The organism is Cohnella massiliensis (assembly GCF_900169535.1).
Lineage (GTDB): Bacteria > Bacillota > Bacilli > Paenibacillales > Paenibacillaceae > Cohnella > Cohnella algarum.
The window spans coordinates 146715-171815 of record NZ_LT821257.1; the positions used below are offsets into that span (position 1 = coordinate 146715).

Sequence of the window (25101 nt, forward strand, 5' to 3'; positions counted from 1 at the left end):
CGTCTTAAAAGCCGTCCTCCTTCTCCGGCCGCTCCCTCTCTTCCATGCCCGGAAAAATGCCGGCCAATTTGCGGTAACGGCTGGGCGCCAGCCCCGTATGCGACTTGAACATCCGGGAAAAGTAATATATTTTCATGCCGATTCGGTTGGCCACGTCGGAAACGTTGCATTCCGGCTTGAGCAGCAGGCTCCGGGCGATTTCCATTCGGCGCTGGTTCACGTACTGAATCGGGGAGCATCCCATCATGCTTTTGAAAAACACGATAAAATAGTTCGGATGCAAAAACACTTGCCGAGCCAACTCCTCGACGGTCAAGTTCTCGCCGATGTGCTCGTCGATGTAGCGGAGGACGATGCCGATTTTCTCCATTTCCTGGTTCGGCGCCTCGGTCTCCTTGCCGGCGTTTTCGGGCAAATGCTCGAGATAGGAGCTGATCAGCTCCAGGATGGCGGCTTTGATTCGAAGTTTGGAGGTCGGTCCGGATTCAAGCGACAGACGCTTCATTTTATCCAGCAGTTGCTCCGCTTCTTCCGTTTCGATTTTCACCGCGTACGGGAGCCGCAGCAAGCGGTACATATTCCAGTCGCCGTAGCCGTCCCGGAAATGGCACCACTTGAACGCGAAATCCGCTTGGCCTCCGGCCCGGATATCGTGCCGGGTTCCCGCAAAAACGATGCTGCTGCAGCCCGGTTTCAATGCGATTTCTTCGTTTTCCAGCAGCAGTCTCCCTACTCCGCGAACGACGTAAATAAACCGGTTGCAATCGTACGCGTCCAGTCCGTCGCCGCGCGTATCCCCGGCCGCGAGCGTCGTCTCGGATGCAGCCGTCACATCCACGTTCATTTGTTCGAGATGCTTCATTAATATGCTAAAATAAGGACGGGTCATTTGTGCTCCTCATGGTGTCTGATAGATTCTGCTATGGATTCGACTTTCTATTATATATGCAAAAATAAAAATTGAAGGAGATACGTCTCTTGGTAAATCATCCCTGCCTGTCGCAGCCGCGCGCCTTCAAAAAAATTGCCGCCGTCGCTTCGGCCGTCGGCTTGGCCGTTATCCTCGCCGCATGCGGAAAAGGCGGATCGACCGCCGCCCCGTCCGGCTCCCCGGTCGAGGGACCGGAAGAGACTCTAATCCTGTACCGCGACAATTGCGTTTCCTGCCACGGAGCCGATCTGGCCGGAAAAATGGGAGACCCCTCCGATTTGCGGAATGTCGGCGACAGATTGACCCGCGAGCAAATTCGCGAGCAGATCGTCCAGGGCGGGGACCTCATGCCGGCGTTCGGGGGTCGTCTGACCGATGAAGAAATCGACGCCCTCGCCGCCTGGCTCGCGAATCGTTGACGGCCGCTCGACCCGCGGGTTTCAGCAGCAAAAACCCGGTCGCCCCGCAAGGCTTCCGGGCCTTTTTTTATCGCCGGACTTCCACGATGGCCGTCGCGGCCGCGGTGCTGCGTTCGTGCGTGATCGCCACGTGAACGATCCGCTCCCCCGCCGCAAGGCCCAGCCGCTCCCAGGCTCGCGCCGATACGCTGCACACGGGCTTGCCGCCGGCATCGGGCAGCACCTCGATGTCGCGAAAGCCGACGGCCGCTCCGATCCCGCATCCCAGCGCCTTGACGACGGCTTCCTTGACGGCGAAGCGTCCGGCCGCGAATTCGACGGCCCGCCTCTGCGGCAGCGCGCGGTAACGCTCCTGCTCCGCGTCCGTAAGCACGCGCGCGACAAACCTCTCCCCCGCTTGCCCGGCGAGAATGCCTTCCATCCGCTGCAGCTCGACCAAGTCCAGTCCGATCCCGGCGATCATGGCCGTTTAAATGCCGGGAATCGGCTGGCGCTTGTGCTCGGTCCGCAGGTAATGGCGCTCCAGAATTTCCCTGGCCTTCGCTTCGATTTCCTTGCCTTCGAGGTAATCGCTGTTCGCCTCGTAGGAAACGCCGAGCTCGCCCTCGTCCGTTTGCCCTTCCCACAATCCTGCCGTCGGGGCCTTGTCCACCACTTCCGCCGGAACGCCGAGACGGCGCGCAAGCTGGCGCACCTGCCGCTTGTTAAGCGAGCTCAGCGGCGTCACGTCGACCGCGCCGTCGCCCCATTTCGTGTAAAAGCCGGTCAGCGCCTCCGATGCGTGATCGGTCCCGACGACGAGCAGATTCAGGTCGAACGCAAGCGCGTACTGAACGACCATTCTCGTGCGAGCCTTGACATTGCCTTTGCCGCCGCGGCTGATGTGCCGGTGAATGCCGAGCGATTTGAACGCGTACTCGGTTTCCAGCGCGATTTCGTCCACCGCTTCGGCGATATTCGTCTCAACTTTGTGCGTCAGCTTGAACGCCTCGGCCACGGCGTAGCTGTGGTGGATGTCTTCCTGCTCGTTGTACGGCTGAAATACGCCGAGCGTTATGTATTCCTTCCCCGTTTCCGCGGAAAGCTCGTCGGTCGCCATTTTGCATAGTCCGGTCGTCACGGCGCTGTCCACGCCTCCGCTGATCGCGATCAACAGGCCGGTCGTTCCCGACTTTTTGACGTAGTCTTTCAAAAAATCGACCCGGCGCCTGATTTCCTCGTCGGCGTCGATCGTCGGCTTGACGCCAAGCTTGGCGATAATTTCCTGCTGAAGACTCACCGCTGACCACTCTCCGTTTCTACTATGAAAACTTCTTTCCTATCGTTATCTTAAACGGGCAACGGCCCGATCAAACCGTCATGTCCGCGACTTCGCTGTGCAAAAAGCCCGCAAGTCCGGTGACCGAACCTGCGGGCTAACCGATTCAGCGGCAGAAACGGTCAAACGCAGCCGTCAAATCGCCGGCGATTTCGCCTGCGCTGCGGTTTTCGATTTGGTGGCGTTCGATGAAATGAACGAGCTCGCCGTCTTTCAGCAGCGCGATCGAAGGGGAAGACGGCGGATACGGCGCGAAATATTCGCGCGCCTTGGCCGTCGCTTCCTTGTCCTGTCCGGCGAACACCGTGTACAGGCGGTCGGGCAGCGCGTCGTGCTTGAGCGCCTCGGCCACGCCGGGACGGGCCTGGCCTGCGGCGCAGCCGCAAACGGAGTTGACGACGACGAGCATCGTTCCCTTCTCCTCCGCGAACGCCTCCTCCACTTCCTCGGGCGTCCTGAGCTCCGTAATGCCGATCCGCGTCAGGTCGTCGCGCATCGGTTGAATCATGTCCAGCATATATCTTTCGAAAGACATCGACATCTTTCCAGCCTCGCTTTCCGTATCGGTAATTAGCGAATGATCCGCTCGTTTTATTATACCGCGCTGCCGCGAGAACCGTCAAAAACAAAACCCCGACGCATCGTCAGGGTTCGTCCAGCACTTCCGGAACGGGAAAATTCGGATCGAGATACGAAACCGCGCCGAAGGAAGCCATGCTTCCCCTGGCGAACCCGCTCCGGCTTTTCGGGCCGCGCTTGCCGCCGTCTTCCGCCCGATGCACCCATCGGTCTTCCGGATCAAAAGGCTCGAAAGCAACATCGTTCCGGCGCTTCGTTGTTTCGCGGTTGTCGGTCATGGCGTAACCTCCGCTGTTCGCCGTTCAGGTCGAAGGACGATTCGGCCCGTCCAGCTTTTTATCGTAACCTTTGTCTGCGGGCGAGCGATTCCGCCGGCTCTTCGAATCGGGCTTGCGAACTTCAGGGGAAGGAAACTGCGGATTGGACATGGGTGCATCCTCCTTGTCTGGATGGTTCGGCCTTAGGTTCTGCAGCCGCGGCCGCTTTTATTCGCGGTTCGCGCCAGCCTCCCTCCGGCAGGAATCGCGGAACCGATTTGTGCTACAATAACGGAATCGGAACTTTAAAATTCGGAAGCCGGGATGCGTGAAAAAGATGTGGGATGTCATTGTCGTCGGCGGGGGGCCCTCGGGCTTGATGGCCGCCATCGCGGCGGCGGAAGGAGGAGCGGCCGTCCTGCTCCTCGACAAGGGGGACAAGCTCGGGCGCAAGCTCGCTATTTCGGGCGGCGGGCGCTGCAACGTGACGAACAACAAGGATACGCAGGAGCTCATTCGCTTTTTGCCCGGGAACGGCCGGTTTTTGACCAGCGCGCTGTCCCGATTCGGAAGCCGGGAAATCGCCGCTTTTTTCGAAGATCTCGGCATCGCCTTGAAGGAAGAGGACAACGGCCGCATGTTTCCGGTTACGGATCGGGCGAAAACGGTCGTCGATACGCTCGTCGGGCGCGTGCGCGGCGCCGGCGTCGAAGTTCGCGTGTTCCAAAAGGTGGACAAGGTGCTGTACGCGGAAGGCCGCGCGGCCGGCGTGCGGCTCGAATCCGGGGAGCGCCTCTTTTCGCGATGCGTCGTCGTCGCGACCGGCGGGAAATCCGTCCCGCATACCGGCTCCACCGGGGACGGCTATCCGTGGGCGGAGGAGGCGGGGCATACGATCACGGAGCTGTATCCGACCGAGGTGCCGATCAAGTCGAGCGAAAAATGGATCGAGCAGCGGGAGCTGCAGGGACTTTCGCTGCGCGACGTCAACTTGACCGTATTGGACGGCCGGGGCAAAAGCGTCGTCTCGCACGAGGGCGATATGATTTTTACGCATTTCGGGCTTTCGGGACCGGCTGCGCTGCGCTGCAGCCAATTCGTCGTCAAAACCGCGCGGGCGGGCAAAGGGCCGGTCACGATCGCCATCGACCTTTTCCCCGGGGAGCATGCGGAACAGTTGGCTGCCGGCTGGGGCGCCGCCGCGAAAGCCGAGCCGCGCAAGGCCGTCAAAACGATCGTGAAAGCAAAGCTCCCGGAGCGGATGGTCCCGCTTCTGCTGCGGCTCTCCGGCCTGGACCCGGACGGCGGCGTCGCGAACGTTCCCAAAGCGGCCTGGCTGGGGCTCGCGTTATTGTGCAAGAGCTTTCCGGTCCGGGCGTCGGGCACGCTTTCGATCGAGGAAGCGTTCATCACCGGCGGCGGCGTCCACGTCAAGGAAATCAATCCGTCCACGATGGAGTCCAAGCGGACGCCGGGACTATTTTTCTGCGGAGAGGTGCTGGACGTCCATGGCTATACCGGCGGCTACAATATAACGGCGGCGTTCGCTTCCGGTCGCGCGGCCGGCACGGCCGCCGCGGAGGCTTGCAGGTCGGGGCAAGCCTGAACGCAGCCCTTCCGCTTCCGTCCGAACCCGCAGCTATCGCCGGCATTCGCTTCGAGCCGCCGATTTTCTTCTCCTCAAGCCCGGCGGAACTTCGCATCGAGCCGCCGAAGCTTCATTGGATTTTGTCCAACGAACAGCGGGAATTTCGCGAACTTTGCCGTCTTCGTTGGATTTCATCCAATCGAGCGACGCCTTTTGACCCAATTCTCCCCGATCCGACCCTCCTCGTTGGATAAAATCCACTATACATGCAATAAACCTAACGCGAAATCCAGTACCGAGTTGGTTTGTCATTATTATTTCCTTTGACCTAATATTTTACATGTCGTTTGGATGGGGAGAGGAAAAACGAGCAACAGGGGAGGAATCGCAGAAAAAAATTGCCAAAAAAAGGTTTGGATCCAAATGGTTTCGTTACGGGACTAGAATCTTCACAACCTCACGTTCATTTTTGCCTCTGCCAGGTTGAATCCGAGGGACGGTCTTGGCTTGTTTTCGCTTTTGCCTTCCCCGACTGGTTCGTTCCGTAGGTTTATTCAAGATGGCGACGAACCGCTTCCACGGGTATTGGCTGTAATGACGCAAATAACGAACAAAGTTAAACAGGGTCAACTTGTTCGGCGTTTGCCGATGCACGAGCTGGCACAACAGATAGCTAATGACGCCCAGATACAACTGAGCCCATACGGCATTCGGATCATGGTTGTGAAAGGTGATCGTCGTCAGGTGTTGCTTGATCCTCTTAAAAGACAGCTCATATTGCCATCTGCAGCGATTGACTTCCCCTACTCCCGCGGCCCTAAGATCGAAGCTGTTGCTCAGCCGCCTGTAGGGCCGACCCTTCTCATCCTGGAACTCCAACATGCGAAACTGCCTATGGGTTTTCGTCTTCTTGCCGTAGATCGTGACGGTTGCATCCCGCAGGATCGGCGTGTCGGCCTTCACAGGGTGCTCCTGCAATACCGTGAACGTGTTGGTCGTTTTAAGTCGGGCCACAAAGGTAATGCCGTCTTTCGCCCATGCACAAAAGCGCGTGTAATTCACGTAGCCCCGGTCCAAAATGTAGGTCAGATCCTTGCGTGTCACGAGCTCATCAACCGCCATCTGATCAGAGACCCCAACCGTGGACAAGACGATCCGGTCCGGAAAGGGATTTTCTTCGTCCAAGCATAGCAGCCGAGTGTGCATCTTCACCCCCTTGGTTCGATCCTGATAAAAGGCCCAATCGCCAAACACAAACGGAAGAAGGAAACTGCTTGAATCGATAGGGGCCAGTTTACCCAAATGACCAACTCCCTTGGCGCCTGGCATCAGTTGTTGCAGTCGGGAGGCTAACCGATTGAAGATGCACTGCAAGTATTCCAAGGGCAGTTTCGCCAGCTTTCGATTCAGCGTCGAGGCATGAACGGAAGACACGCCAGTCAGTTCTTGAAGATAGGGATCGGTAGCCAAATGGAGCTGAATATCTTCCAAGGTCCTTCGCTGTTGAATTTCCCCCTCGATACATAACAGGATGGCCGCGGTGATCGTCAATTTTTTTGAATAGCGATCCGCCAAAGGAAGTTTTCCCATATGGAGCTTAAGTTCTTTTAAACACTTGCGCATAACCGTTTTTTGGTGTATATTGCCCATGGGTTAGTTCTCCTTTGTAGGGAAATGGGCAATTTTGTCTGCTTCCTCTACAATAGGAGACTTTTTTTATTTTGGCTAGCTTCATGTCAGGTTTTTTGCATACGTAGTGGACAAAATCCAGTCTAGGCCGCGAGTATCTTTTATTTCGCTTTGCCGATTGGATAAAATCCAACGTAGGCGAAGTTTTCGGCGATTGTAACCTTATAAGCATGAAAAAGGCCGGAGAAGGCGCTCGATCCGCGATTTCGCGGGCCGAGCCTCATCGGCCTTTTCTTTTTCCTCGTACTGGCACTCCCGCTTATCTCGCCTCGAAATGATCGTAGCTTTCCGGATCGGGGTCGAACCGGGGCTCTTCCTCAACGTCTCCGGCCGTGTACGTCTCGAGAGACGCCCAATCCTCGTTGACGGTGTGCGCCGGAATCGGAATCGCGTCCATCTCGTAAGCGTCGTCGGCGCACATGGCCGCCTCTCCGGACGATTCTTCCAACAATTCGCCCCCGTGGCTTTGGACGATTTCCAGAGCGGAAGCCAAATCTTCCCGGACGACATGAATGTGCAGCCTTCCCTGTTCGTGCGCTTGCGGATCGTAGCCGAGCTCCTGCAGCGTATCGAAGGCAAGCTTGGCCGCGGATTCGTTCGGAAACTGAAACATCAGAGCGGCGGACATCGCGCATCTACTCCTTGATTCGGTATCGATTTCCCGCTTAATGTTCCCAAGATTTCCGCTTGCATGTACGCTTCCCAACAATTCGATCCGCCGTCCGCAAGCCACGGTTAGGCCTCCCGATGTCTCGCCTCCTCCTCCCGGCGCTTCCCGTCTTCCTCCCGACGCTTCCGTTCCCGGTTGCGCAAGCCGTCGATTATCCAGCTTGCCCCCCGCCATCCGGCAGGCCAACCGATCAGGGGAACGATCCATACGGCAATCCAATAAAGCCCGCCGAACGATAAACCGATTTTGCAGCCGAGAGCGGTGCCCCACAGGAGAAACAGCGGCATAAACATCGCCCGGACTCCGATCGTTTCGGCGCGCTCGAGCGAGCCGCTCGCCCAGGTCAGCATGGCGACGAACCGCTCCGCCGCCCAGCGCTGCCATTGCCCGCGGAACCAAAGCAACGCGACGAGGCCGATCAGAGGCCATGCCGCGAGCCCCAGGCCGACCGGCGAAAGCGCGACGGCGGCGCAGCCGAGGACGGCAAACAAGAGCAGCGCCTGAAGGTTATCCGCGTCCCTTAGCTTCGCTTTCAGCCACAGCTCGGCCGCGCGGCGGTCCGTGTCTCTCGGCCCCGGAAGCCGCAAGCGCGAGAACGAAAGCAGCGGTTTTCGCCTTCTCGGCAGCTTCGGCAATCCCCCCGAATCGTAAAACAAAAACCGGATGCAAGCGGAATAAGCCTCCCCTTCGACCGTCAATTCATGCGCGAACGTTCCTTTCGCCCGCAGCCGAAGCAGAGCAAGCAAAAGGGAAACGATAAAGAGCAGGAAAACGGCTGAAGCCAGCCCAACCGGATGCGCGACGGCTGCGGTCATTCCGGCCGTCCATGCGAAGATGAAAGCAATTCTCGCGCCCCATAACGCGACCGGCCGCCGCCAGCCCGAAAGACGGCGTTCGAGCCCATCCCGCGCCATCGTCCACGCGTATCCGAAAAAAGCGGCGGCAAGGCCGGCCCGAAAGGCAATCGCGAGGTTCCAGCCGAACTTAAGGTCAAGGACGGGCGCAAGCAGCGCCAGAACGGCCGCCGCCGTCAGCATCCGGACGAGCAGCGTATAACCGAATCCGATATGGAGCATGTTCTTCGTCCACCGCCCGCTTCGGCGCAAAAACAACCCGTCCCCTTCGTAAGCGAACGTCCGGACGCGGGCTCGGAGCATGAACATGCCCAGAACGGCGAATACCGCCTGGACGTTCGCATAGTCAAGCCAAGCCGGCGGATTCAGCCACACATCCCGGTACAGATTCGCCCCGACGAACAGGCCGGGAAGCACGATGTACAGCTGTACGGTCCAGTCCAGCGTCAACCGCCAGCATTTCCAGATTTCGCGCCAGAAGCGAGCGATCCGGGACAACGCGAGCGGCGCGGGCCTGAACCTTCGTCCCGCGTTCACGGGCGCTCCTCCTCCCGCGTCAGCACGCGAAAGCATTCGAACAAAGGCGTCCCGTCCGGACATCCCGCCGCCTGCCGGATGTCGGCCAGCGTCCCGGACGCCGCGATGCCTCCCTCGTGCACGAGCACGAACCGGTCGCACAGCCGCTCCGCCGAATCCAGCACGTGCGTCGTCAGCACGACCGCCGCGCCGCGGGCCCGTTCCTCGTCGAGCGCCTCCAGCAATTCCATAATCGCGCCCGGGTCAAGGCCGATAAACGGCTCGTCGACGAGAAACAGTTCCGGCTCCAGCAAAAAAGCCGCGATCAGCATCGTTTTTTGCTGCATGCCTTTCGAGAAGCGAACCGGGTATTCGTGCTTCGTCTTTTGCAGGCGAAACCGGGCCAGCAATTGCTCCGCGCGCCGCTCGAACCGTTCCTCGGGAATTTCGGCCGCCGCGGCGACCAGCTGCAAATGCTCCCAAAGCGTGAACCGGTCGTAAATAATCGGCAGTTCCGGGATATAGGCGATCCGGCGGACGGAGTCCGCGCCGTCAGCGCGGCCGTTCTCCTCCCCGTTCCAAACGATCCGCCCCTTCCAATGGCCGAGCTGGCCGAGCAGCCCTTTCATGACCGTGCTTTTGCCGGCTCCGTTCGGTCCGAGCAGGCCGAGCCGCTCCCCCGGCCGCACTTCGAACGCCATATTGCGCAAAATCGGCTTGCCCGGCTCGTAGCCGGCTTCCTCGATAACGGCTTGCAGGCAAAAACGTTGAGCTTCCTCCAATTTTGCACCTCGTTTTCCGATCGTTTGTTCTTTTTTACGAAGAAGCCTGTCCCTCGTTGCAAAAGCAAAGAGCCCCCTCCGGTTACCGGCCGGCGCTGCGGGGGCTCTTTTTAAAGGGAGGCAACCGATCGCGAGTGACAAGTTGCCTGTTTTTTATTGTATCGGATTCCTTTACTTTCGGAAAGCGGCAAGCGCTTCATTCAAGCCTTTCGTCTGGCCGTATACGTCCTGGTAAACCCGGAACAGCTCGGCGTAACGGCGGGAGCGCTCGGGATCCGGTCGATAGACGGTCGCGCGCTTCACGAAAACGTCGGCGCATTCGTCAAGCGACGGGAACCAGCCGCAGCCGGCCGCGGCCAGCATCGCCGCGCCCAGGCCCGGCCCTTGCTCGTTCTCGAGCGCGACGACGTCCGCCCGGAAAATATCCGCCTGCATCTGCAGCCAGACCGGATTTTTCGCGCCGCCGCCGATCGAGACGATCGTGTCGACCGTCTTGCCCGCCTTACGTAAAATATCGACCGTCTCGTTCAGCGAGAACGTAATGCCTTCCATGACCGCGCGCGCGAAATGCGTGCGGGTATGCGAGCCGTCGACGCCGACGAAGCTGGCGCGAATGACGGAATCGGCGTGCGGCGTGCGCTCCCCGACAAGGTACGGGGTGAACAGCAGGCCGCCCGCTCCCGGCGGCAGATCGCCGACGCCGGCCAGCAGCGCGTCGTACGATTCGCCCTTGGCAAACGTGTTGCGGAACCAGCTCAGGCTGTAGCCCGCGCCGAGCGTGACGCCCATGGCGTAAAACGCGTTTTCCTTGCCGTGATTGAAAAAGTGCACCTTGCCCTTGTAATCGGCCGACGCATCCGGCTCGTACGTCAAAATAACGCCCGACGTGCCGATGCTGCACAGCGTCACGCCCGGCTTCACGATGCCCGCGCCGATCGCTCCGCAGGCATTGTCGGCGCCGCCCGCGAACACCTTCGTCGCGGGCGAAAGTCCCGTAAGCCGCGCCGCTTCTTCAGACAGCGTGCCGACCAGGGCGCCCGCTTCCACGAGCGGGGGGCAGAAGGACGCCGGAAGACCGAACGTTTTCAGCACATCCTCGCTCCACTTTTTGCCTGCGACGTCCAGCATCAGCGTTCCGGCCGCGTCCGACAGATCCATATGAACCGCCCCGGTCAGGCGGTAGCGCACGTAGTCTTTCGGCAGCAAGAAGCTTGCGGCCTTCGCGAACTTGTCCGCCTCATGCTGGCGAACCCATTCGATTTTCGGCAGGGTGAAGCCCTCCAGCGCCGGGTTGCGCAGGATCGCGAGCAGCTTGTCTCCCAGCTTCGCTTCGATTTGCCGGCACTGCTCGGTCGTCCGGGTATCGTTCCACAATATCGCCCGCCGCACGGGGCGAAGCTCCGCATCGAGCAGCACGAGGCCGTGCATTTGCCCGGAGAAGCTCATCCCTTCGATCTCTTCCGGCGCGACGCCGGAGCGCTCGATCAGCTCTTTCACGGACTCGGCCGTGCCCGTTACCCAATCTTCCGGCTCTTGTTCGCTCCAGCCCGATTTTTCATGATATAAAGGATACTCCCGCGTCGCTTCCGCGCGCACCGTCCCGTCTTCGGAAACAAGCAGCGTCTTCACCGCGCTCGTGCCCAGGTCGACGCCGATGACGTATTTCATCCGATTGTCCTCCCTCGCGCGAACCGCCCCTCGGGAGCCATTCCACGGGGGGCGGTAACTATTGATCTAAATTTAAGGCGCTAAATATTAAACGCTGAAAATAACTTCGTTCAGCGTAGCCCGGATTTGCTCCAGGCGGCCGGATTTGTTGACGATCGGCTTTTGCTCGTTCAGGACGTAAGCTTCAAGGGATTTGAGAGAAGCTTTGCCGGAAACGATTTCCGCTCCGATGCCTTCTTTGTAGCTGGCATAGCGGGCATCGAGAATGTCGTCGATGATGCGCTCCTCGACCAGCTTCGCCGCCGCCTTCAGGCCGTGCGCGAACGCGTCGATGCCGGCGATGTGCGCGAAGAACAGATCCTCGTCTTCGAACGACGTCCGGCGGACTTTCGCGTCGAAGTTCACGCCGCCTTTGCCGAGGCCGCCGGCTTTGACGATTTCGAACATGGCGAGCGTCGTGCTGTACAAATCGAACGGGAATTCGTCCGTGTCCCAGCCGAGGAGGTAGTCGCCCTGGTTCGCGTCGATGGAACCGAGCGCATCGTTGATGGCCGCTACGCGCAGCTCGTGCTCGAACGTATGGCCGGCCAGCGTCGCGTGGTTCGCTTCGAGGTTGAGCTTGAAGTGCTTTTTCAGATCGTATTTTTGCAGGAACGACAGCGTCGTCGCCGCATCGAAATCGTACTGGTGCTTCGTCGGCTCCTTCGGCTTCGGCTCGATCAGGAACTGCGCTTCGAAGCCGATTTCCTTCGCATAGTCGACCGCCATTTGCAGCATGCGGGCCAGGTTGTCGAGCTCAAGCGCCATATCGGTATTGAGCAGCGACTCGTAGCCTTCGCGGCCGCCCCAGAAGACGTAGTTTTCCGCGCCCAGCTCCTTGCCGACTTCGAGCATCTTCTTGATCGTCGCGGCGGAGTAAGCGAACACTTCGGCATTGTTGGACGTGGAGGCGCCGAAAACGTACCGCGGATTCGTAAACAGGTTGGCCGTATTCCACAGCAGCTTCTTGCCGGTCGCTTGCTGGTATTCTTTCAGCTTGGCGACGATGACGTCGATATTTTTGTTCGTTTCGGCGAGCGTCGCGCCTTCCGGAGCGATGTCCGCGTCATGGAACGCATAATAGGGAACGCCGAGCTTTTGCAGCAGTTCGAAGTTCGCTTCCACGCGCGCTTTCGATCTGTCGAGCGGAGACAGGGAATCCCAGCTGCGGACCGCAGTGCCCGCGCCGAACGGGTCGGTGCCGTTCGCGTTGAATGTATGCCAATACGCAACCGAGATGCGCAGATGTTCTTCCATCGTCTTGCCGAGCACGACTTCCTTCGCGTTGTAGTGCTTGTAGGCAAACGGATTTTTGGAGCCGCGTCCTTCATACTTGATTTCGGGAACATTAGGGAAAAAGCTCATGAATAGGACCTCCTGTTTATGGTGAAATCGCTTCACAATCTAAGAATAGCACGTTAAACTTAGTTTGTCTATCGACTAAACTAAGTTGCAGGCCCTCGTTATTGTGGTATGATGGAGGCATTCTTATACATTCGGCAGCTAAGGAGCTTTTGAAGGACCATGAGCGTGACAACAGGCGATCAGGCGATGATCAAGCGTTTGAATACGGCGATCGTGCTGGAGGCGATTTTGCGCGACGCCCCGCTTTCGAGAGCCAGAATTTCCGAAACGACCGGACTGAACAAAGCGACCGTCTCGAGTCTCGTTCAGGATTTGATCGACAGCAAGCTGGTCGTCGAGACCGGCACGGGCGCGTCCAGCGGGGGCCGCAAGCCGGTCATGCTGGAATTCGTGGCGACGGCGGGCTATGCGATCGGCATCGATCTTGGCGTGGACGACGTGCGAGGCGTATTGACCGACCTGCGCGGCAACGTCGTGCTGGAGCGGAGAGCGCCGCTCCCCTCGTTCGACCCCGACCGCGTGTTCGGGGAGCTGCGCCCGTTCATTCAGCAATTGATGGACGAGGCGCCGACCAGCCCGTTCGGGATCGTCGGCATCGGCGTCGGCGTCCCGGGACTTGTCGATCGGCAAGGCTCGGTGCTGTTCGCTCCGAACATGGACTGGCGGGACGTCCCGCTGCGCGAAGCGCTGAGCCGCACGTTCAACCTGCCCGTCATGATCGACAACGAAGCCAATGCGGGGGCGCTCGGCGAGCAAAAATTCGGAAGCGGACGAGGCGTTTCCAACATCGTTTATATTAGCGTGGGCATCGGGATCGGCACGGGGCTCATTTTGCGCCGCAGCCTGTACAAGGGGGCGTCCGGCTTTTCCGGCGAGCTCGGCCATATGACGATCGAGGCCGGCGGCAAGCTTTGCCGGTGCGGCAACCGCGGCTGCTGGGAGCTGTACGCTTCGGAGCTGGCGCTCCGGGAAGCCGAAAGCGGCAAAGGCCGCGCCGATTTGGACTCGGCGCTTGCGGCGGCGGAAGCCGGAGATGCCGAAACGCGGGCTTTGTTCGCCCGCATCGGCGAGTACATCGGCATCGGCATCGCCAACATCGTCAACGTGTTCAATCCGAACGCCGTCGTCATCGGCAACCGGATGAGCCGGGCCCGGCCGTGGCTGGAGGAAGCCGTGCGGCGGACGGTGGAGGAGCGGGCGCTCGGCTTCCACCTGCACAACGTCAACCTTTTGTATGCCGAGCTCGGCGACCGTTCCGCCGTCATGGGCGCGGCCGAGATGGCCATTTCCGCGTTTTTCGACCGGTTGAAATCGGCGTAAGGGGCTGGAGGATTTTCGGCGCCCTCTGGCCATAGCCCGCCCGCGGCGATCGCCTGGGCCGAGGCGTATAGAGGGCTAACGGCAGCCAGGGGCGCCGGTTCGGCATTTGGAATTTTTCGCGTCGCGCGCAGCCCCCAGCGCGCGGCGGCGGCAGGTAAACCACGTGCGGCCTTGAGCGGGATGTCGCAAGGTCAGGGGAAGCTTGATTGGATTTCGTCCAACCAAAATCGGCTTTTTCGCGAAACTTTGCAGCTTCGTTGGATTTTGTCCAACCTGGCGAAGCTTTTTCGGCGTTTTTGCCCGAATTCCAAGCTCCTCGTTGGATAAAATCCACTCTAGATAACGGTTTCCGCATTTTCCTCTCTCTCAATTGGACAAAATCCAACATAGGTCTTCCTTCTCTTAGAGATCTTCCTTCTCTTAAACGTCCCCCCCCCCCCCCGCCTCCGACGTCCCCTAAGCGCTTCCGCAAAAACTCTTTCGTAACGCGAAGAACACGAACTTAAACTTTCCGTAAAAAAAGGACCTGGAGAACGCATGCCGTCCTCCGGGTCCCTTATAAGCGCAAATCATGTGCCGCCGCCCCGAATGCAGCCCGGGTTACGGCTTGACGACGCCTTTTTTCAAAATGACATTCGCGTACAGCGCGCTTTCGCCCGTCGCGACGACCGCGTACGCCTTTTTCGCCCTTTCGTAAAAAGCGAATCGCTCGACTTCTTCGAACGGCGCTTCGAGTCCCACCCTTTCCCGGATGACCGCCAGGTATTCGTTCCAGATCGGCGTTTCGACCGTATCGCCGGGTACGACCTGCATAAGCGCGACCGGCTTTTCCACGTAAGGGTCGAGCGGGAACAATCGCAGGATCGCGTCCAGCAGCTCGGGGATGCCGTGGCCGTCGCAGCGGATCAATCTTTGCGCATGGCTCGCGGCGGGAAAATTCCCGTCCCCGATGACGATTTCGTCGCCATGGCCCATTTCCATCAGCACTTTAAGCAGTTCGGGCGAGATGAGCGGAGATATTCCGTACAGCATCGATCATTCCTCCGATTAATCAGGTTTCAAGCATGAAGCCCGTACACGTCCCGGATCAGATCGGCGATCGTTCTTCTCTCGAGAACGTCCATGAGCCTCTTTTCCGATTCCCGGACGACTTCCATAAAAACGGGCTTCACTTCCGTTCCGATCGCGCCGTCGTTCGCCGTGTCCATCATGCCCGAGAACAGCGGATCGACAATATGAAGGGCGCGGTAAACTTCCGCCAGCGTGATCGTGTCCGGGGATTTCCGCAACGCATACCCGCCGTCGCGGCCTTCGCGGGCCTCCACGATGTCGGCTTTGGCGAGCAGCGCCAGGATGCGGCGCGTCAACGTCGCTTCGGTGCAAATTTTCAGGGCGATTTCCCCGCTCGGACATCGGGATTGGTTGCAGGCATGATGGCTCAAATAAACCAGAGACTGCAGCGCGTAACCGAACCATCTCGGCGTGGCCGCTCCTCCGCACTTCTCGTTTTTCATGCGATCCCCCATCCCTGTCGTGTCGGATTCCGTCTCTATCAGTATAGCCTATGAATGCGCTTCCTGTCTCCATGCATCGTCCGCGCTTCGGAATGCCCTTTACGTCCGGGAACGGTCCCGTTACGCCGATTTGGGGCGATCGCTCGGCAGCAGCAGCGCGAGCAGCCCGACCACCGGCAAAAAGGCGACCGTCTGCATGACGGAAGTCATGCCGAACACATCCGCGGCCTTGCCGAGAACGACGGCGCCGATCGCCCCCATGCCGAAGGCGAGCCCCGTCGTCAGGCCCGAAGCCATCCCGACCTTCGCCGGCATCAAATGCTGGGCGTACACGACCGCGACCGAGAAGCCCGACAGCAAAATAAACCCGAGGATCGAGATGACCGGATATACCAAGGACAAGGGCAAATACGGCAGCAGCAGCGAAAACGGGATCGCTCCCGCGATCGAGAGCACGATCATCTTTTTCAGCCCGATCTTGTCGGCGAGCACCCCGCCCATAAACGTGCCGGCCACCCCGAAGGCCAGGAACAGAAACAGCGGAATTTGCGCCTGTTTGGCCGATAATCCGTAGTCTTCGATCAGGAAAAATTGATAATAGCTGCCGATTCCGGAATGATACCACGATCTGGCAAACACGATGAAGACGAGAAGGCTCATGGCGAACGCGGCCCGCGGATGGCTTTGCAGCGCTCCGGTTCCCGTCTTCCCTTTGGCCGAACGGGCGGCCGTTTTCTCGGCGTTGAACTGCCGGAGCCGGTTGCGGTACCAGGGGATGATCGCCAGCACCGCGGCAAAAGCGACGACCGCGAACGCCGAGCCCCATGCGGCGCCGATCTGCCCGAGCGGGACGAACACGAAGACGGTCATCAGCGGCGCGAGCGAGCTGCCCGCGTTTCCGCCGACCTGGTAGACGGACTGCGCGAAGCCGCGCCGGCCGCCGGCCGCAAAGTAAACGACTCTCGAACCTTCGGGGTGAAAAATGGCCGAACCGAGGCCGATGAACAAAACCGCGAGCAAAACGGCCCAGAACGACGGGGCGAACGCAAGCCCGATAATCCCGAGCAAGCTGAGCGCGACGCCGCCGATCAGCATATGCGCGGACGAACGGCGGTCGGTGTAGGCGCCGACGAGCGGCTGCATAACGGATGACGTCATGTTCAGAACGAACGTAACCCACCCTACCTGGGCGTAGGACAGGCTGAGCGAATCTTCCAGCACCGTGTACAGCGCCGGAACGACCGCTTGCATCGAATCGTTCATCATATGAACGAGACTGATCGCCAGCAATACGGGCAGCGCGGCAGCCGTCGAGGCGGCGGCCGGTCTGGCGGTTGCGGATGAAGCCAAAGCGAATTCCTCCCATGCGGTCGAAAACAAGTTCGTCAAGCGCGCCCGCAAAACAGCGCGCTTCCGGTTTACGACAAACAAAGTTTAGAAGCGGACCTGGCGAATGTCAACACATTTCGGAAAAAACGCTTCTCGCCGACGCTTCGGTTCCGCCGGGGATGCGGACAATATCGTCCGGAATCGGCCGCGAAGCCGAAAAACGACAAAACGGGCCCGCTGCGCCGGCTGCATCGAACCCGTCGGCTTATCGGCAAGGCTTCGCTGGCCCGCTCTTGCTTGTTCGCGTCACTGCCCGGCGCTTGGCGCCTCGTCTTTAAACCTGAAATTCCTTGCGATATAAATAACCGGCGTCGAGGCGGCGGAGACGATAAATTTCAGCAAATACGTGCTGAGCGCGATTTGCCACCAGACGTCCCACGGATAAACGCCGGCAAAGGCGATCGAAGTAAAAATAAGCGTGTCGACCAGCTGGCTGAGCAGCGAGCTGCCGTTGTTCCGAATCCACAGCTGATTGCGTCCCGGGAACGCATCTTTCAGCTTGCTGAACAGCCGAACGTCCATGAACTGGCTGACGAAATAGGCCGTCAAGCTGCCCAGGGCGATCCGGGGCATCAAGCCGAAAATCGTTTCAAGCGACTCCTGCGAAATATCCGTCTCCTGCGGCGTGAACACGAGCACCATCTGCATCATGATCATCGACATGAGCAGCGTAAAAAAACCGAACCAGACCGCTTTGTTCGCCTCTTTGGCGCCGTATTTTTCGTTCAGCAAGTCGGTCGTCAAGTAAATCGTGGCGTAAATCGTATTGCCAAGCGTCGCCACGATGCCCAGCACTTCGATCGTTTTGACGACCTGGATGTTCGCCAGCACCGTCGCCGCGCCGATCCAGACGTACAGCCCGTTGCGGCCGAACAGCCGGTAGCAGGCCAGGAACAGGCCGAAATTGACGAGGACGAATAATACGCCCCATAAAAAATTAAACAAATAAATCCCTCCTAGTTTTGATAACGCGGGAGTTTTCGAACCGCGGCTCCTTCGGGAGCAATGCGATCCATTATAGCATAAGTGTTCGTCTTTCGGGCATCCGTCGATCCTCGGGGAAAAAGCGCCGGCAAGCATTTTCCGATTATTCGACAAAAAACGCGCCCGATGCGCTATGATGGAAGAAAAAACGAAAGCGGGGGGACTTCTCGTGTACGCGGATGTGACGCTCCAGACCAAAATCCGTCCTCCTGCTACGTATATACCCGAAACAAAATATCCTGGGCGTAGTTCCCGAACGACTCCCCGTACAGCGTCAGGCCGCCGACATGTTCGGCGTCTTCCGGCACGGCCAGGCGAAGCGTCCAGTGATTGCGGGCGGCGGGAATGTCCGCAAGCGTCGTATCGGACACCCGCTGCCCGTCTACGTACGTTCCGTCTTTGCGCACCCGGATCATTTTCAACCATCCGTATTGATTGATCGCATCCTGCCACCATGCCGGGGTCAGCTTCCCCCTCCCGTCCCCGCTGTCTCCCGGACTCGTCCATATGCCGAGCAGCGCGCCGTTCAAGTAAAAATGGATGTCGGAGGGCCAATGGCGATTGACCCCCGGCGCCTCCGACCCGATTTCAAGCGAAATTTCGATCTCCTCGGCTTCCTGCCCCGCAAGCAAGTAATTCGGAATCTGATATTCCACGTACCCCCGCCCGAACCATAAAATCTGGGCGTTTACCCGCTCCGGCTCGAGAAAATAACGCGCGTCGTCAAACTGGCCGATCAGCTTGTCCTTCGTCGCAAGCCCGCACGTGGGAAACACTTCGTACCGGGTAAAATGGCCGATCGGCACCGATACCTCCTGAACGGAGCGCAGCTCCCGTTCCCGGCTCGGAAACGCGATCTCGACCCCGCTCGCGGCGAGCGAGCACATCTTGTGCGTGCCTCCGTCTTTGCGAACCATTCGGGTTTGAACGAGGCCTCCCTGCTCCAGCTTCCGGATGTGCGCCGTCATCATCGGTCCGCTTAATTCCAGAGCGGCTGCCAGGTCCTTCAGGTTCATCGGCCGTTCGGCGAGAAGCTCCAGAATTTTCAGCCGGACGCCGCTCGCCAGCGCCTCGTATACGGGCAGCCACTTCAGGTCGGTATCGGCGCGAATCATTCGTCTCATCCTTCCCATTGAAAAATCCATTGCATTTCGTTCGAAGCTAATGTTTAATATATTTATTAATACTATTTAATTGAATTAATATTTTTATTATTTCACTGAGGTGATCTGATGTCAAGCGCGGCAAAAATCAAAATCGAAAAGGATTTCCGGATCGGCGACGTCGACCCGCGTCTTTACGGTTCGTTTATCGAGCATTTGGGACGGGCGGTATACGGGGGCATTTACGAGCCCGGCCACCCTTCCGCGGACGAGCAGGGCTTTCGCGCCGATGTGCTGGAATTGGCGAAAACGCTTCAGGTTCCGATCGTCCGCTATCCCGGCGGCAATTTCGTATCGGGGTATAACTGGGAGGACGGAGTAGGACCTGCCGAACAGCGCAAAAGAAGGCTGGAGCTCGCCTGGCGCACGATCGAACCGAATACGTTCGGCCTGAACGAGTTCATGGACTGGTGCCGCAAGGCGGGCACCGAGGCGATGATGGCGATCAACCTCGGCACCCGCGGTCCGAACGAAGCCCGCGAGCTCGTCGAGTACGCGAACCATCCGTCCGGCACGTATTTAAGCGATCTGCGCATCCGGCACGGCTACCGCGACCCGCACGGCATCAAAACGTGGTGCCTGGGCAACGAGATGGACGGCCCTTGGCAAATCGGCCACAAGACGGCAACCGAGTACGGCCGCATCGCCCTGGAAAGCGCCAAAGTGATGAAATGGGTCGACCCGAGCATCGAGCTCGTCGTCTGCGGCAGCTCCAGCACGGAAATGCCCACCTACCCCGAATGGGAAGCGACCGTGCTCGACCACACTTACGATCATGTCGAATACATTTCGCTGCATCGCTATTACGGCAACCGCGACGGCGACAGCGCTTCGTTCCTCGCTTCCTCGATGGACATGGACGAATTCATCAAAACGGTCGTCGCTACGGCCGACTATGTGAAAGCCAAAAAGCGCAGCAAAAAGGAGATGTACCTTTCGTTCGACGAGTGGAACGTCTGGTTCCATTCCAACGACGCCGACAAAAAAATCGAGCCGTGGCAAATCGCCCCTCCCCAGCTGGAGGACGTCTACAACTTCGAGGACGCGCTTGTCGTCGGCTGCATGCTGATCAGCCTGCTGAAGCGCGCCGACCGCGTCAAAATGGCGTGCATGGCCCAGCTGGTCAACGTCATCGCCCCGATCATGACGGAAAACGGCGGGCGCGCCTGGAAGCAGACGATTTACTATCCGTACATGCACGCAAGCGTGTTCGGCCGCGGCACCGCGCTCGTGCCGCTCGTGCAGTCGTCCAGGTACGATTCCAAGTCGTATACGGACGTCCCGCATATCGAAGCGGTCGCGGTTCATAACGAAGAGGCGGGCGAATTGACCGTCTTCGCGGTGAACCGTCACTTGTCCGACCCGCTCGGAGTGGACATCGACCTCCGCAGCTTCGGCGCAGCTTCCCTGATCGAGCATATCGAGCTGACGAGCGACGATCTGAAGGCCGTCAACACCGCGGACGATCCGGACCGCGTGAAGCCGGTCAGCGGCACCGGCAGCGTCGCCGCGGAAGGCCTCGTCTTCGCCGCCCGGCTGCCGAAGGCGTCCTGGAACGTGTTGCGGTTCAAAGTATAAGGTTCCGGAAGCATAAAGAAGGCTGTTCCGCCCGGCACCGGGTTGCCGGGGGAACAGCCTTTTTTCGCTCTATGCCGCCGCTTTTGTTTTCTTGGGCAGCAGCATATGGATCAGGATGATCACGACGCCGATATTCAACATAAGATCCGCCAAATTCATAATGCTGCGTCCGGACCACCACTGGATAAAATCGGTGACCTTGCCGAACAGCGTCCGGTCGATGGCGTTCCCGATCGCTCCCCCGACGAAAAGGCCGGTGCCGAGCTCCATCCACTTTTCTTTCAAACGTCCTTTGTGCCGGTTGTATAAAACGAAGAGAAGAATGGCGACGGCGATCGGCACGAACCAGCGGCCGTAGCCCTGAGACGAGCTGCCCATCGCGCCGGTGTTTTCGTAGTGGGAAAAGCGAAGCACGCCCGGCCAAACGTCCAGCGTTTCGCCGACCCGCATATTTTGGCGGACCCACAGCTTGGTCAATTGGTCGACGGCAACGGAAATAAGGAATGTCGCATAAAAAAGCACGAACGCACCTCCCGAATATAAAGCCTGTCCCTATTTTATATGGAATCGTCCATTTTTCCAAAATTCGAATAGGTTATAATGAAAATTAGAGTAACTCAGCCTACATACGCTTTCTATCGGCAACGGATTTATCGCGAGTCTAAATCTTGTTATTGGAGGAATCGGCAATGGACTTGGGCGTCAAGGGCAAAACGGCTTTGATCACGGGAGGAAGCAAAGGAATCGGCTTGCAGACCGCCATCGTGCTGGCGGAGGAGGGCGCGAACGTCGTCGTCGTCGCCCGCGGCGAAGACGCGCTGCGCGGCGCCGCCGAAAAGATTAAAAAGGAAACGGGCGCCGACGCTCTTGCCGTTGCCGGCGACGTCACGTCCGACGAAGACGTGCGGCGGGTCGTGAACGAGGCGATCGCGCGGTTCGGGCGTCTGGACATCGTCGTCAACAACGCGGGCACGTCCGCGGCGGCGCCGTTCGGCGTCGTCGAGCTGTCCGCTTGGGAGCAGGATCTGGATTTGAAGCTGTTCGGGGCGATCCGCTTCAGCCGCGCCGCGCTTCCCTATCTGAAGGAGAACGGGGGCGCGATCGTCAACGTGACGGCTTCCTTCGCCAAAACGCCGGGAGCCGCTTCGCTTCCGACCAGCGTCAGCCGGGCGGCCGGAATGGCGCTGACCAAAGCGATGAGCCGGGATCTCGCCAAATACGGGATCCGCGTCAACACGGTCTGCATCGGCCTGATTCGCAGCGACCAGATCGAGAAATCCTGGAAACAGACGGCGCCGGAGCAAAGCTGGGAGCAGTTTTCCCGCGATCCGAAGCACGACATTCCGCTCGGCCGCATCGGCGAAACGGTCGAAGCGGCGCGCGTCATCGCGTTTCTCGTTTCCGACGCCGCTTCCTACGTGACCGGAACGTCCGTCAACATCGACGGCGGCAAGGCTCCGGCTTTGTGATCCGGCAGGCCGCTTACGAACGGTAGCGCCGCCGGTACTTCAGCGGCGGCACCCCGGCCTGCCGCTTGAAGCAGGCGGAGAAATACGGGACGTGGCGGAAGCCCACCCGCTCGGCGATCTGCGCGATCGGCCAATCGGTCGTCACCAGCAGCAGCTTCGCCTGCTCGAGCCGGTATTCGTGCAGATAGTCCATCGGCGTGCGATCGAATCTCTCCTTCATGCAGCGAACGATATAATTCGGATGAAAATGCAGCGCCTCCGCCAGCTTCCCGTTCGTCAGCTCCGCCTGATAGTTCGCCTTCAAGTAGGCTTCCGCCTGCTCCGCGATCCGGATCGCCGGCGTGCTCCGGCTTTCGTGCTCGCCCTCTTCAAGCAGCCGCAGCAGTTCGAGCAGCAGCGCCTGCTCTTTCCAGAACGCGGCTGTCCGGTTCCCGTCGCGCAGCCGGACCAGCTCCCGAAGCAGCTTCGGGCCCTCGTTCGCGCCCCCCGGTCCGGCGCGATAGGGCAGCCGGATTTCATACGGGTTGCTGAACGGCTGCTCGAAGGGCTGCTGGAACCTGTCAAGCGGCGCGTGCCGCACTTCCTTTTCCCCGGAATACGAAAAATGCACCCAATAAAATACCGTTTCCCGGTCGCACGGCTTGACCGCGTAATGCTCGCCGTCGGGCAGCAGCAGCAGCGTCTGTCCTTCGCCGAGCGCCCAATCCCTCCCGTTTTCCCCGATGTGAAGCTCCCCTCGAACGACCCAGAGCAGATCGAAAAAGCCGAGATTTTTGCGATTGGGGTGCTGTTCCCCTTCGGCATAGGCCGAAACGCCGGCCCCGAGATACTAAGGCAGAGGCGGCGCCCGCAGGACGACATAGGTTTCCGGCTCCATGAGCGTCCCCTTTCTGTCTGTGTGAGATTATATAAAATCGGGTTTAATCCGTTTGTTTTTTTCGCTTGTTTTTAAGGATATAATCCATCTCGAATAGAGTCAATTTCTGATATTTCGGGAGGTAAGCCATGAGCGAAAAAGTCAGCGTGCAGGATCGTTTCTGGAACGAGTATACGGAGCTGGTTCGGCAGACGGTCATCCCTTATCAGTGGGAAGCGTTGAACGACCGGGTCGAGGGGGCGGCTCCGAGCTACGCGATCCGGAATTTCCGCATTGCCGCCGGGCTGGAGGAAGGGGAATTCGGAGGCATGGTGTTCCAGGACAGCGATCTCGCCAAATGGCTGGAGGCGGTCGGTTACTCGCTCGCCAGCCGCCCGGATCCCGAGCTTGAGCGGATCGCCGACGACGCCATCGACCTGATCGGCGCCGCCCAGCTTGAAAACGGTTACCTGAACACCTATTTTACGATCAAGGAGCCGGACAAAAAGTGGACCAACCTGCACGACGCGCACGAGCTGTACTGCGCCGGGCATCTGATCGAAGCGGCCGTCGCCTACTATCGCGGAACGGGCAAACGCAAGCTGCTCGATATCGCTCGGCGCTTGGCCGATCATATCGACGAGGTGTTCGGCATAGGGCCCGGCAAGCTTCGCGGCTACTGCGGCCACCAGGAGATCGAGCTTGCGCTGGTCAAGCTTTACGAAGCGACGGGCGAAGATCGTTATTTGCGGCTTAGCCGGTACTTTATCGACGAACGGGGCCAAGCTCCGAACTACTTCGCGGAGGAATGGGAGCGCCGGGGCCGAACGAGCCATTGGGTTCAAGGGACGACTTCTCCCCCCGACCTGGAGTACAACCAAAGCCATCTGCCCGTGCGCGAGCAGACGGTCGCGGTCGGGCATGCCGTGCGGGCGGTCTATATGTATGCGGCGATGGCGGATCTCGCCCGGCTCGCCGGCGACGAACGGCTGCGCGAAGCGTGCGGGAAGCTGTGGAAAAACGTGACGGAGAAGCAAATGTACGTGACGGGGGGCATCGGTTCCACGCATCACGGCGAGGCGTTTTCGTTCGATTACGATCTGCCGAACGATACGGCGTACGCGGAAACGTGCGCCTCCATCGGGCTTGTTTTCTTCGCGCGGCGGATGCTCCTGCTCGAAGCGCGGAGCGAATATGCCGATACGATGGAACGCGCGCTGTACAACAATGTCCTTGGCAGCATGTCCAGGGACGGGAAGCATTTTTTCTACGTGAACCCGCTTGAGGTGTGGCCGGACGCCAGCGTTCGCAATCCCGGCAAGCGCCACGTCAAGCCGGTCAGGCAGCGCTGGTTCGGCTGCGCCTGCTGTCCGCCCAACGTCGCTAGGCTGCTCAGCTCGCTTAACGAGTACATCTACACGGCGGACCGGAAGCGCAATACGGTATACGCCCATTTGTATATCGGAAGCGAAGCCCGCTTCGAGCTGGATGCGGGCCCCGTCAAGCTGAAAATGAGTTCGGAACTGCCTTGGTCGGGTAAGGTGAGCTTCGAAGTGTTGCCGGAATCGAACGCTCCCGCGAAATTCGCGCTGGCGCTGCGCGTGCCGGGCTGGTGCGCCGGCGCGAGACCCGCGTTGACCGTGAACGGAAAGCCGGCGGACTACCGGACGGAGCGCGGCTACGCCTTCGTCGAGCGCGAATGGTCGCAAGGGGACGCCGTCGGCTGGGAGCTTCCTCTGGAAACGCAACTGCTCTTCGCGCACCCTCTCATGCGGGCGAATGCCGGCAAAGCCGCTTTCCAGCGCGGACCGCTCGTGTATTGCCTGGAGGAAGCGGACAACGGCGCGCCGCTCGCGTCGCTGGCGCTGGCCGCCGAACCGAACCTGGCGGAGCGGTTCGAGGCCGGCCCGCTCGGCGGCGCCGTCGTCATCGAGGCCGACGGGACGGCGATCGAAGGCGCGGGCTGGCCGGAAGACAGCGCGCCGTACCTGCCGCTCCGCCCCCGCGTCAAGGCGGCACGGTTGAAGGCGGTTCCGTATTACCTGTGGGGGAACCGCGAGCCGGGCGAAATGGCCGTCTGGATTCGGACGGCCCGGCCGTAACGCCGCGCCTGACGCCATCCGTCCGTCCGGCAGCAACCGCAACGCAATAGG

At 59.6% G+C, this 25101-nt stretch carries 25 protein-coding genes; 6 read left to right on the top strand and 19 right to left on the bottom strand.

Features of this window, described 5'->3' with window-relative positions:
• Positions 1-4 precede the first annotated feature (4 nt).
• Complete coding sequence (locus tag B7E11_RS07165) at positions 5-889, bottom strand: helix-turn-helix transcriptional regulator (RefSeq protein ID WP_080832930.1); 885 nt, start codon at positions 887-889, stop codon at positions 5-7.
• Between the two features lie 89 nt (positions 890-978).
• Between B7E11_RS07165 and B7E11_RS07170 the strand changes: the two genes are divergently transcribed.
• Positions 979-1350, top strand: coding sequence for a c-type cytochrome (locus tag B7E11_RS07170; protein WP_080832931.1), 372 nt, complete (start codon positions 979-981; stop codon positions 1348-1350).
• A 67-nt stretch (positions 1351-1417) separates the two neighbouring features.
• Here B7E11_RS07170 and acpS read toward each other — a convergent pair whose 3' ends face one another.
• The 5 genes from acpS to B7E11_RS29960 form a co-directional block, all read right to left on the bottom strand.
• Positions 1418-1813, bottom strand: coding sequence for a holo-ACP synthase (gene acpS, locus B7E11_RS07175; protein WP_080832933.1), 396 nt, complete (start codon positions 1811-1813; stop codon positions 1418-1420).
• 6 nt (positions 1814-1819) lie between these two features.
• A complete protein-coding gene (gene nadE / locus B7E11_RS07180) occupies positions 1820-2629 on the bottom strand; it encodes an ammonia-dependent NAD(+) synthetase (protein ID WP_080832935.1) in 810 nt (269 codons plus the stop codon).
• A gap of 145 nt (positions 2630-2774) precedes the next feature.
• Positions 2775-3209, bottom strand: coding sequence for a BrxA/BrxB family bacilliredoxin (locus B7E11_RS07185; protein WP_080832937.1), 435 nt, complete (start codon positions 3207-3209; stop codon positions 2775-2777).
• 103 nt (positions 3210-3312) lie between these two features.
• Positions 3313-3525 carry a hypothetical protein gene (locus tag B7E11_RS07190; protein WP_080832939.1) on the bottom strand — a complete coding sequence of 71 codons (213 nt, stop codon included), beginning with the start codon at positions 3523-3525 and terminating at the stop codon, positions 3313-3315.
• Between the two features lie 24 nt (positions 3526-3549).
• Positions 3550-3675 carry a spore protein gene (locus tag B7E11_RS29960; RefSeq protein ID WP_205430034.1) on the bottom strand — a complete coding sequence of 42 codons (126 nt, stop codon included), beginning with the start codon at positions 3673-3675 and terminating at the stop codon, positions 3550-3552.
• Between the two features lie 166 nt (positions 3676-3841).
• On the opposite strand from B7E11_RS29960, the gene B7E11_RS07195 reads away from it, so the two are divergent.
• Positions 3842-5110 (top strand): BaiN/RdsA family NAD(P)/FAD-dependent oxidoreductase, encoded by a 1269-nt coding sequence (locus B7E11_RS07195; RefSeq protein ID WP_080833783.1) that lies wholly within the window; start codon positions 3842-3844, stop codon positions 5108-5110.
• A 414-nt stretch (positions 5111-5524) separates the two neighbouring features.
• Here the strand turns inward: B7E11_RS07195 and B7E11_RS07205 are convergent, their stop codons facing one another.
• From B7E11_RS07205 to xylA, 6 genes are all read right to left on the bottom strand, one after another.
• Complete coding sequence (locus B7E11_RS07205; protein ID WP_080832943.1) at positions 5525-6742, bottom strand: IS4 family transposase; 1218 nt, start codon at positions 6740-6742, stop codon at positions 5525-5527.
• Between the two features lie 298 nt (positions 6743-7040).
• Positions 7041-7409 (bottom strand): hypothetical protein, encoded by a 369-nt coding sequence (locus B7E11_RS07210; protein ID WP_080832944.1) that lies wholly within the window; start codon positions 7407-7409, stop codon positions 7041-7043.
• 107 nt (positions 7410-7516) lie between these two features.
• Positions 7517-8842: an ABC transporter permease gene (locus B7E11_RS07215; RefSeq protein ID WP_176220638.1), complete on the bottom strand. Its 1326-nt coding sequence runs from the start codon at positions 8840-8842 to the stop codon at positions 7517-7519.
• A complete protein-coding gene (locus B7E11_RS07220; protein WP_080832947.1) occupies positions 8839-9603 on the bottom strand; it encodes an ABC transporter ATP-binding protein in 765 nt (254 codons plus the stop codon). The genes B7E11_RS07215 and B7E11_RS07220 overlap by 4 nt, the downstream gene beginning before the upstream one ends.
• Before the next feature lie 171 nt (positions 9604-9774).
• On the bottom strand, positions 9775-11271 hold the full coding sequence (gene xylB / locus B7E11_RS07225; protein WP_080832948.1) for a xylulokinase: 1497 nt from the start codon (positions 11269-11271) through the stop codon (positions 9775-9777).
• A gap of 87 nt (positions 11272-11358) precedes the next feature.
• Positions 11359-12675, bottom strand: coding sequence for a xylose isomerase (gene xylA, locus B7E11_RS07230; RefSeq protein WP_080832950.1), 1317 nt, complete (start codon positions 12673-12675; stop codon positions 11359-11361).
• Positions 12676-12834: 159 nt separating this feature from the next.
• Here xylA and B7E11_RS07235 point away from each other — a divergent pair, with 159 nt between their 5' ends.
• Positions 12835-13995, top strand: coding sequence for an ROK family transcriptional regulator (locus tag B7E11_RS07235; protein ID WP_080832952.1), 1161 nt, complete (start codon positions 12835-12837; stop codon positions 13993-13995).
• A 600-nt stretch (positions 13996-14595) separates the two neighbouring features.
• Here B7E11_RS07235 and fucU read toward each other — a convergent pair.
• The 5 genes from fucU to B7E11_RS07260 form a co-directional block, all read right to left on the bottom strand.
• Complete coding sequence (fucU, locus tag B7E11_RS07240) at positions 14596-15027, bottom strand: L-fucose mutarotase (RefSeq protein ID WP_080832954.1); 432 nt, start codon at positions 15025-15027, stop codon at positions 14596-14598.
• 26 nt (positions 15028-15053) lie between these two features.
• The gene (locus B7E11_RS07245) at positions 15054-15509 is read right to left on the bottom strand and encodes an RrF2 family transcriptional regulator (protein ID WP_080832956.1); all 456 of its coding nucleotides are present in this window, start codon (positions 15507-15509) and stop codon (positions 15054-15056) included.
• Between the two features lie 120 nt (positions 15510-15629).
• Positions 15630-16859 (bottom strand): MFS transporter, encoded by a 1230-nt coding sequence (locus tag B7E11_RS07250; RefSeq protein WP_240353247.1) that lies wholly within the window; start codon positions 16857-16859, stop codon positions 15630-15632.
• Positions 16860-17144: 285 nt separating this feature from the next.
• Entirely contained in the window at positions 17145-17843 is a 699-nt protein-coding gene (locus tag B7E11_RS07255; RefSeq protein WP_080832958.1) for a queuosine precursor transporter, read from the bottom strand.
• 251 nt (positions 17844-18094) lie between these two features.
• Positions 18095-18997, bottom strand: a complete 903-nt coding sequence (locus B7E11_RS07260) for an ArsR/SmtB family transcription factor (protein ID WP_080832960.1) — start codon at positions 18995-18997, stop codon at positions 18095-18097.
• Between the two features lie 117 nt (positions 18998-19114).
• Here B7E11_RS07260 and arfA point away from each other — a divergent pair, with 117 nt between their 5' ends.
• Complete coding sequence (gene arfA / locus B7E11_RS07265; RefSeq protein WP_080832963.1) at positions 19115-20623, top strand: arabinosylfuranosidase ArfA; 1509 nt, start codon at positions 19115-19117, stop codon at positions 20621-20623.
• Between the two features lie 69 nt (positions 20624-20692).
• On the opposite strand, the gene lspA is transcribed toward arfA, so the two are convergent.
• Complete coding sequence (lspA, locus tag B7E11_RS07270; protein ID WP_080832966.1) at positions 20693-21145, bottom strand: signal peptidase II; 453 nt, start codon at positions 21143-21145, stop codon at positions 20693-20695.
• Positions 21146-21312: 167 nt separating this feature from the next.
• Here lspA and B7E11_RS07275 point away from each other — a divergent pair, with 167 nt between their 5' ends.
• Positions 21313-22092 carry an SDR family NAD(P)-dependent oxidoreductase gene (locus tag B7E11_RS07275; protein WP_080832969.1) on the top strand — a complete coding sequence of 260 codons (780 nt, stop codon included), beginning with the start codon at positions 21313-21315 and terminating at the stop codon, positions 22090-22092.
• A gap of 13 nt (positions 22093-22105) precedes the next feature.
• On the opposite strand, the gene B7E11_RS07280 is transcribed toward B7E11_RS07275, so the two are convergent.
• On the bottom strand, positions 22106-22702 hold the full coding sequence (locus B7E11_RS07280) for a helix-turn-helix transcriptional regulator (RefSeq protein WP_245809649.1): 597 nt from the start codon (positions 22700-22702) through the stop codon (positions 22106-22108).
• Positions 22703-23097: 395 nt separating this feature from the next.
• On the opposite strand from B7E11_RS07280, the gene B7E11_RS07285 reads away from it, so the two are divergent.
• Positions 23098-25050, top strand: a complete 1953-nt coding sequence (locus B7E11_RS07285) for a glycoside hydrolase family 127 protein (protein ID WP_080832972.1) — start codon at positions 23098-23100, stop codon at positions 25048-25050.
• The last annotated feature ends 51 nt before the right edge of the window (positions 25051-25101 follow it).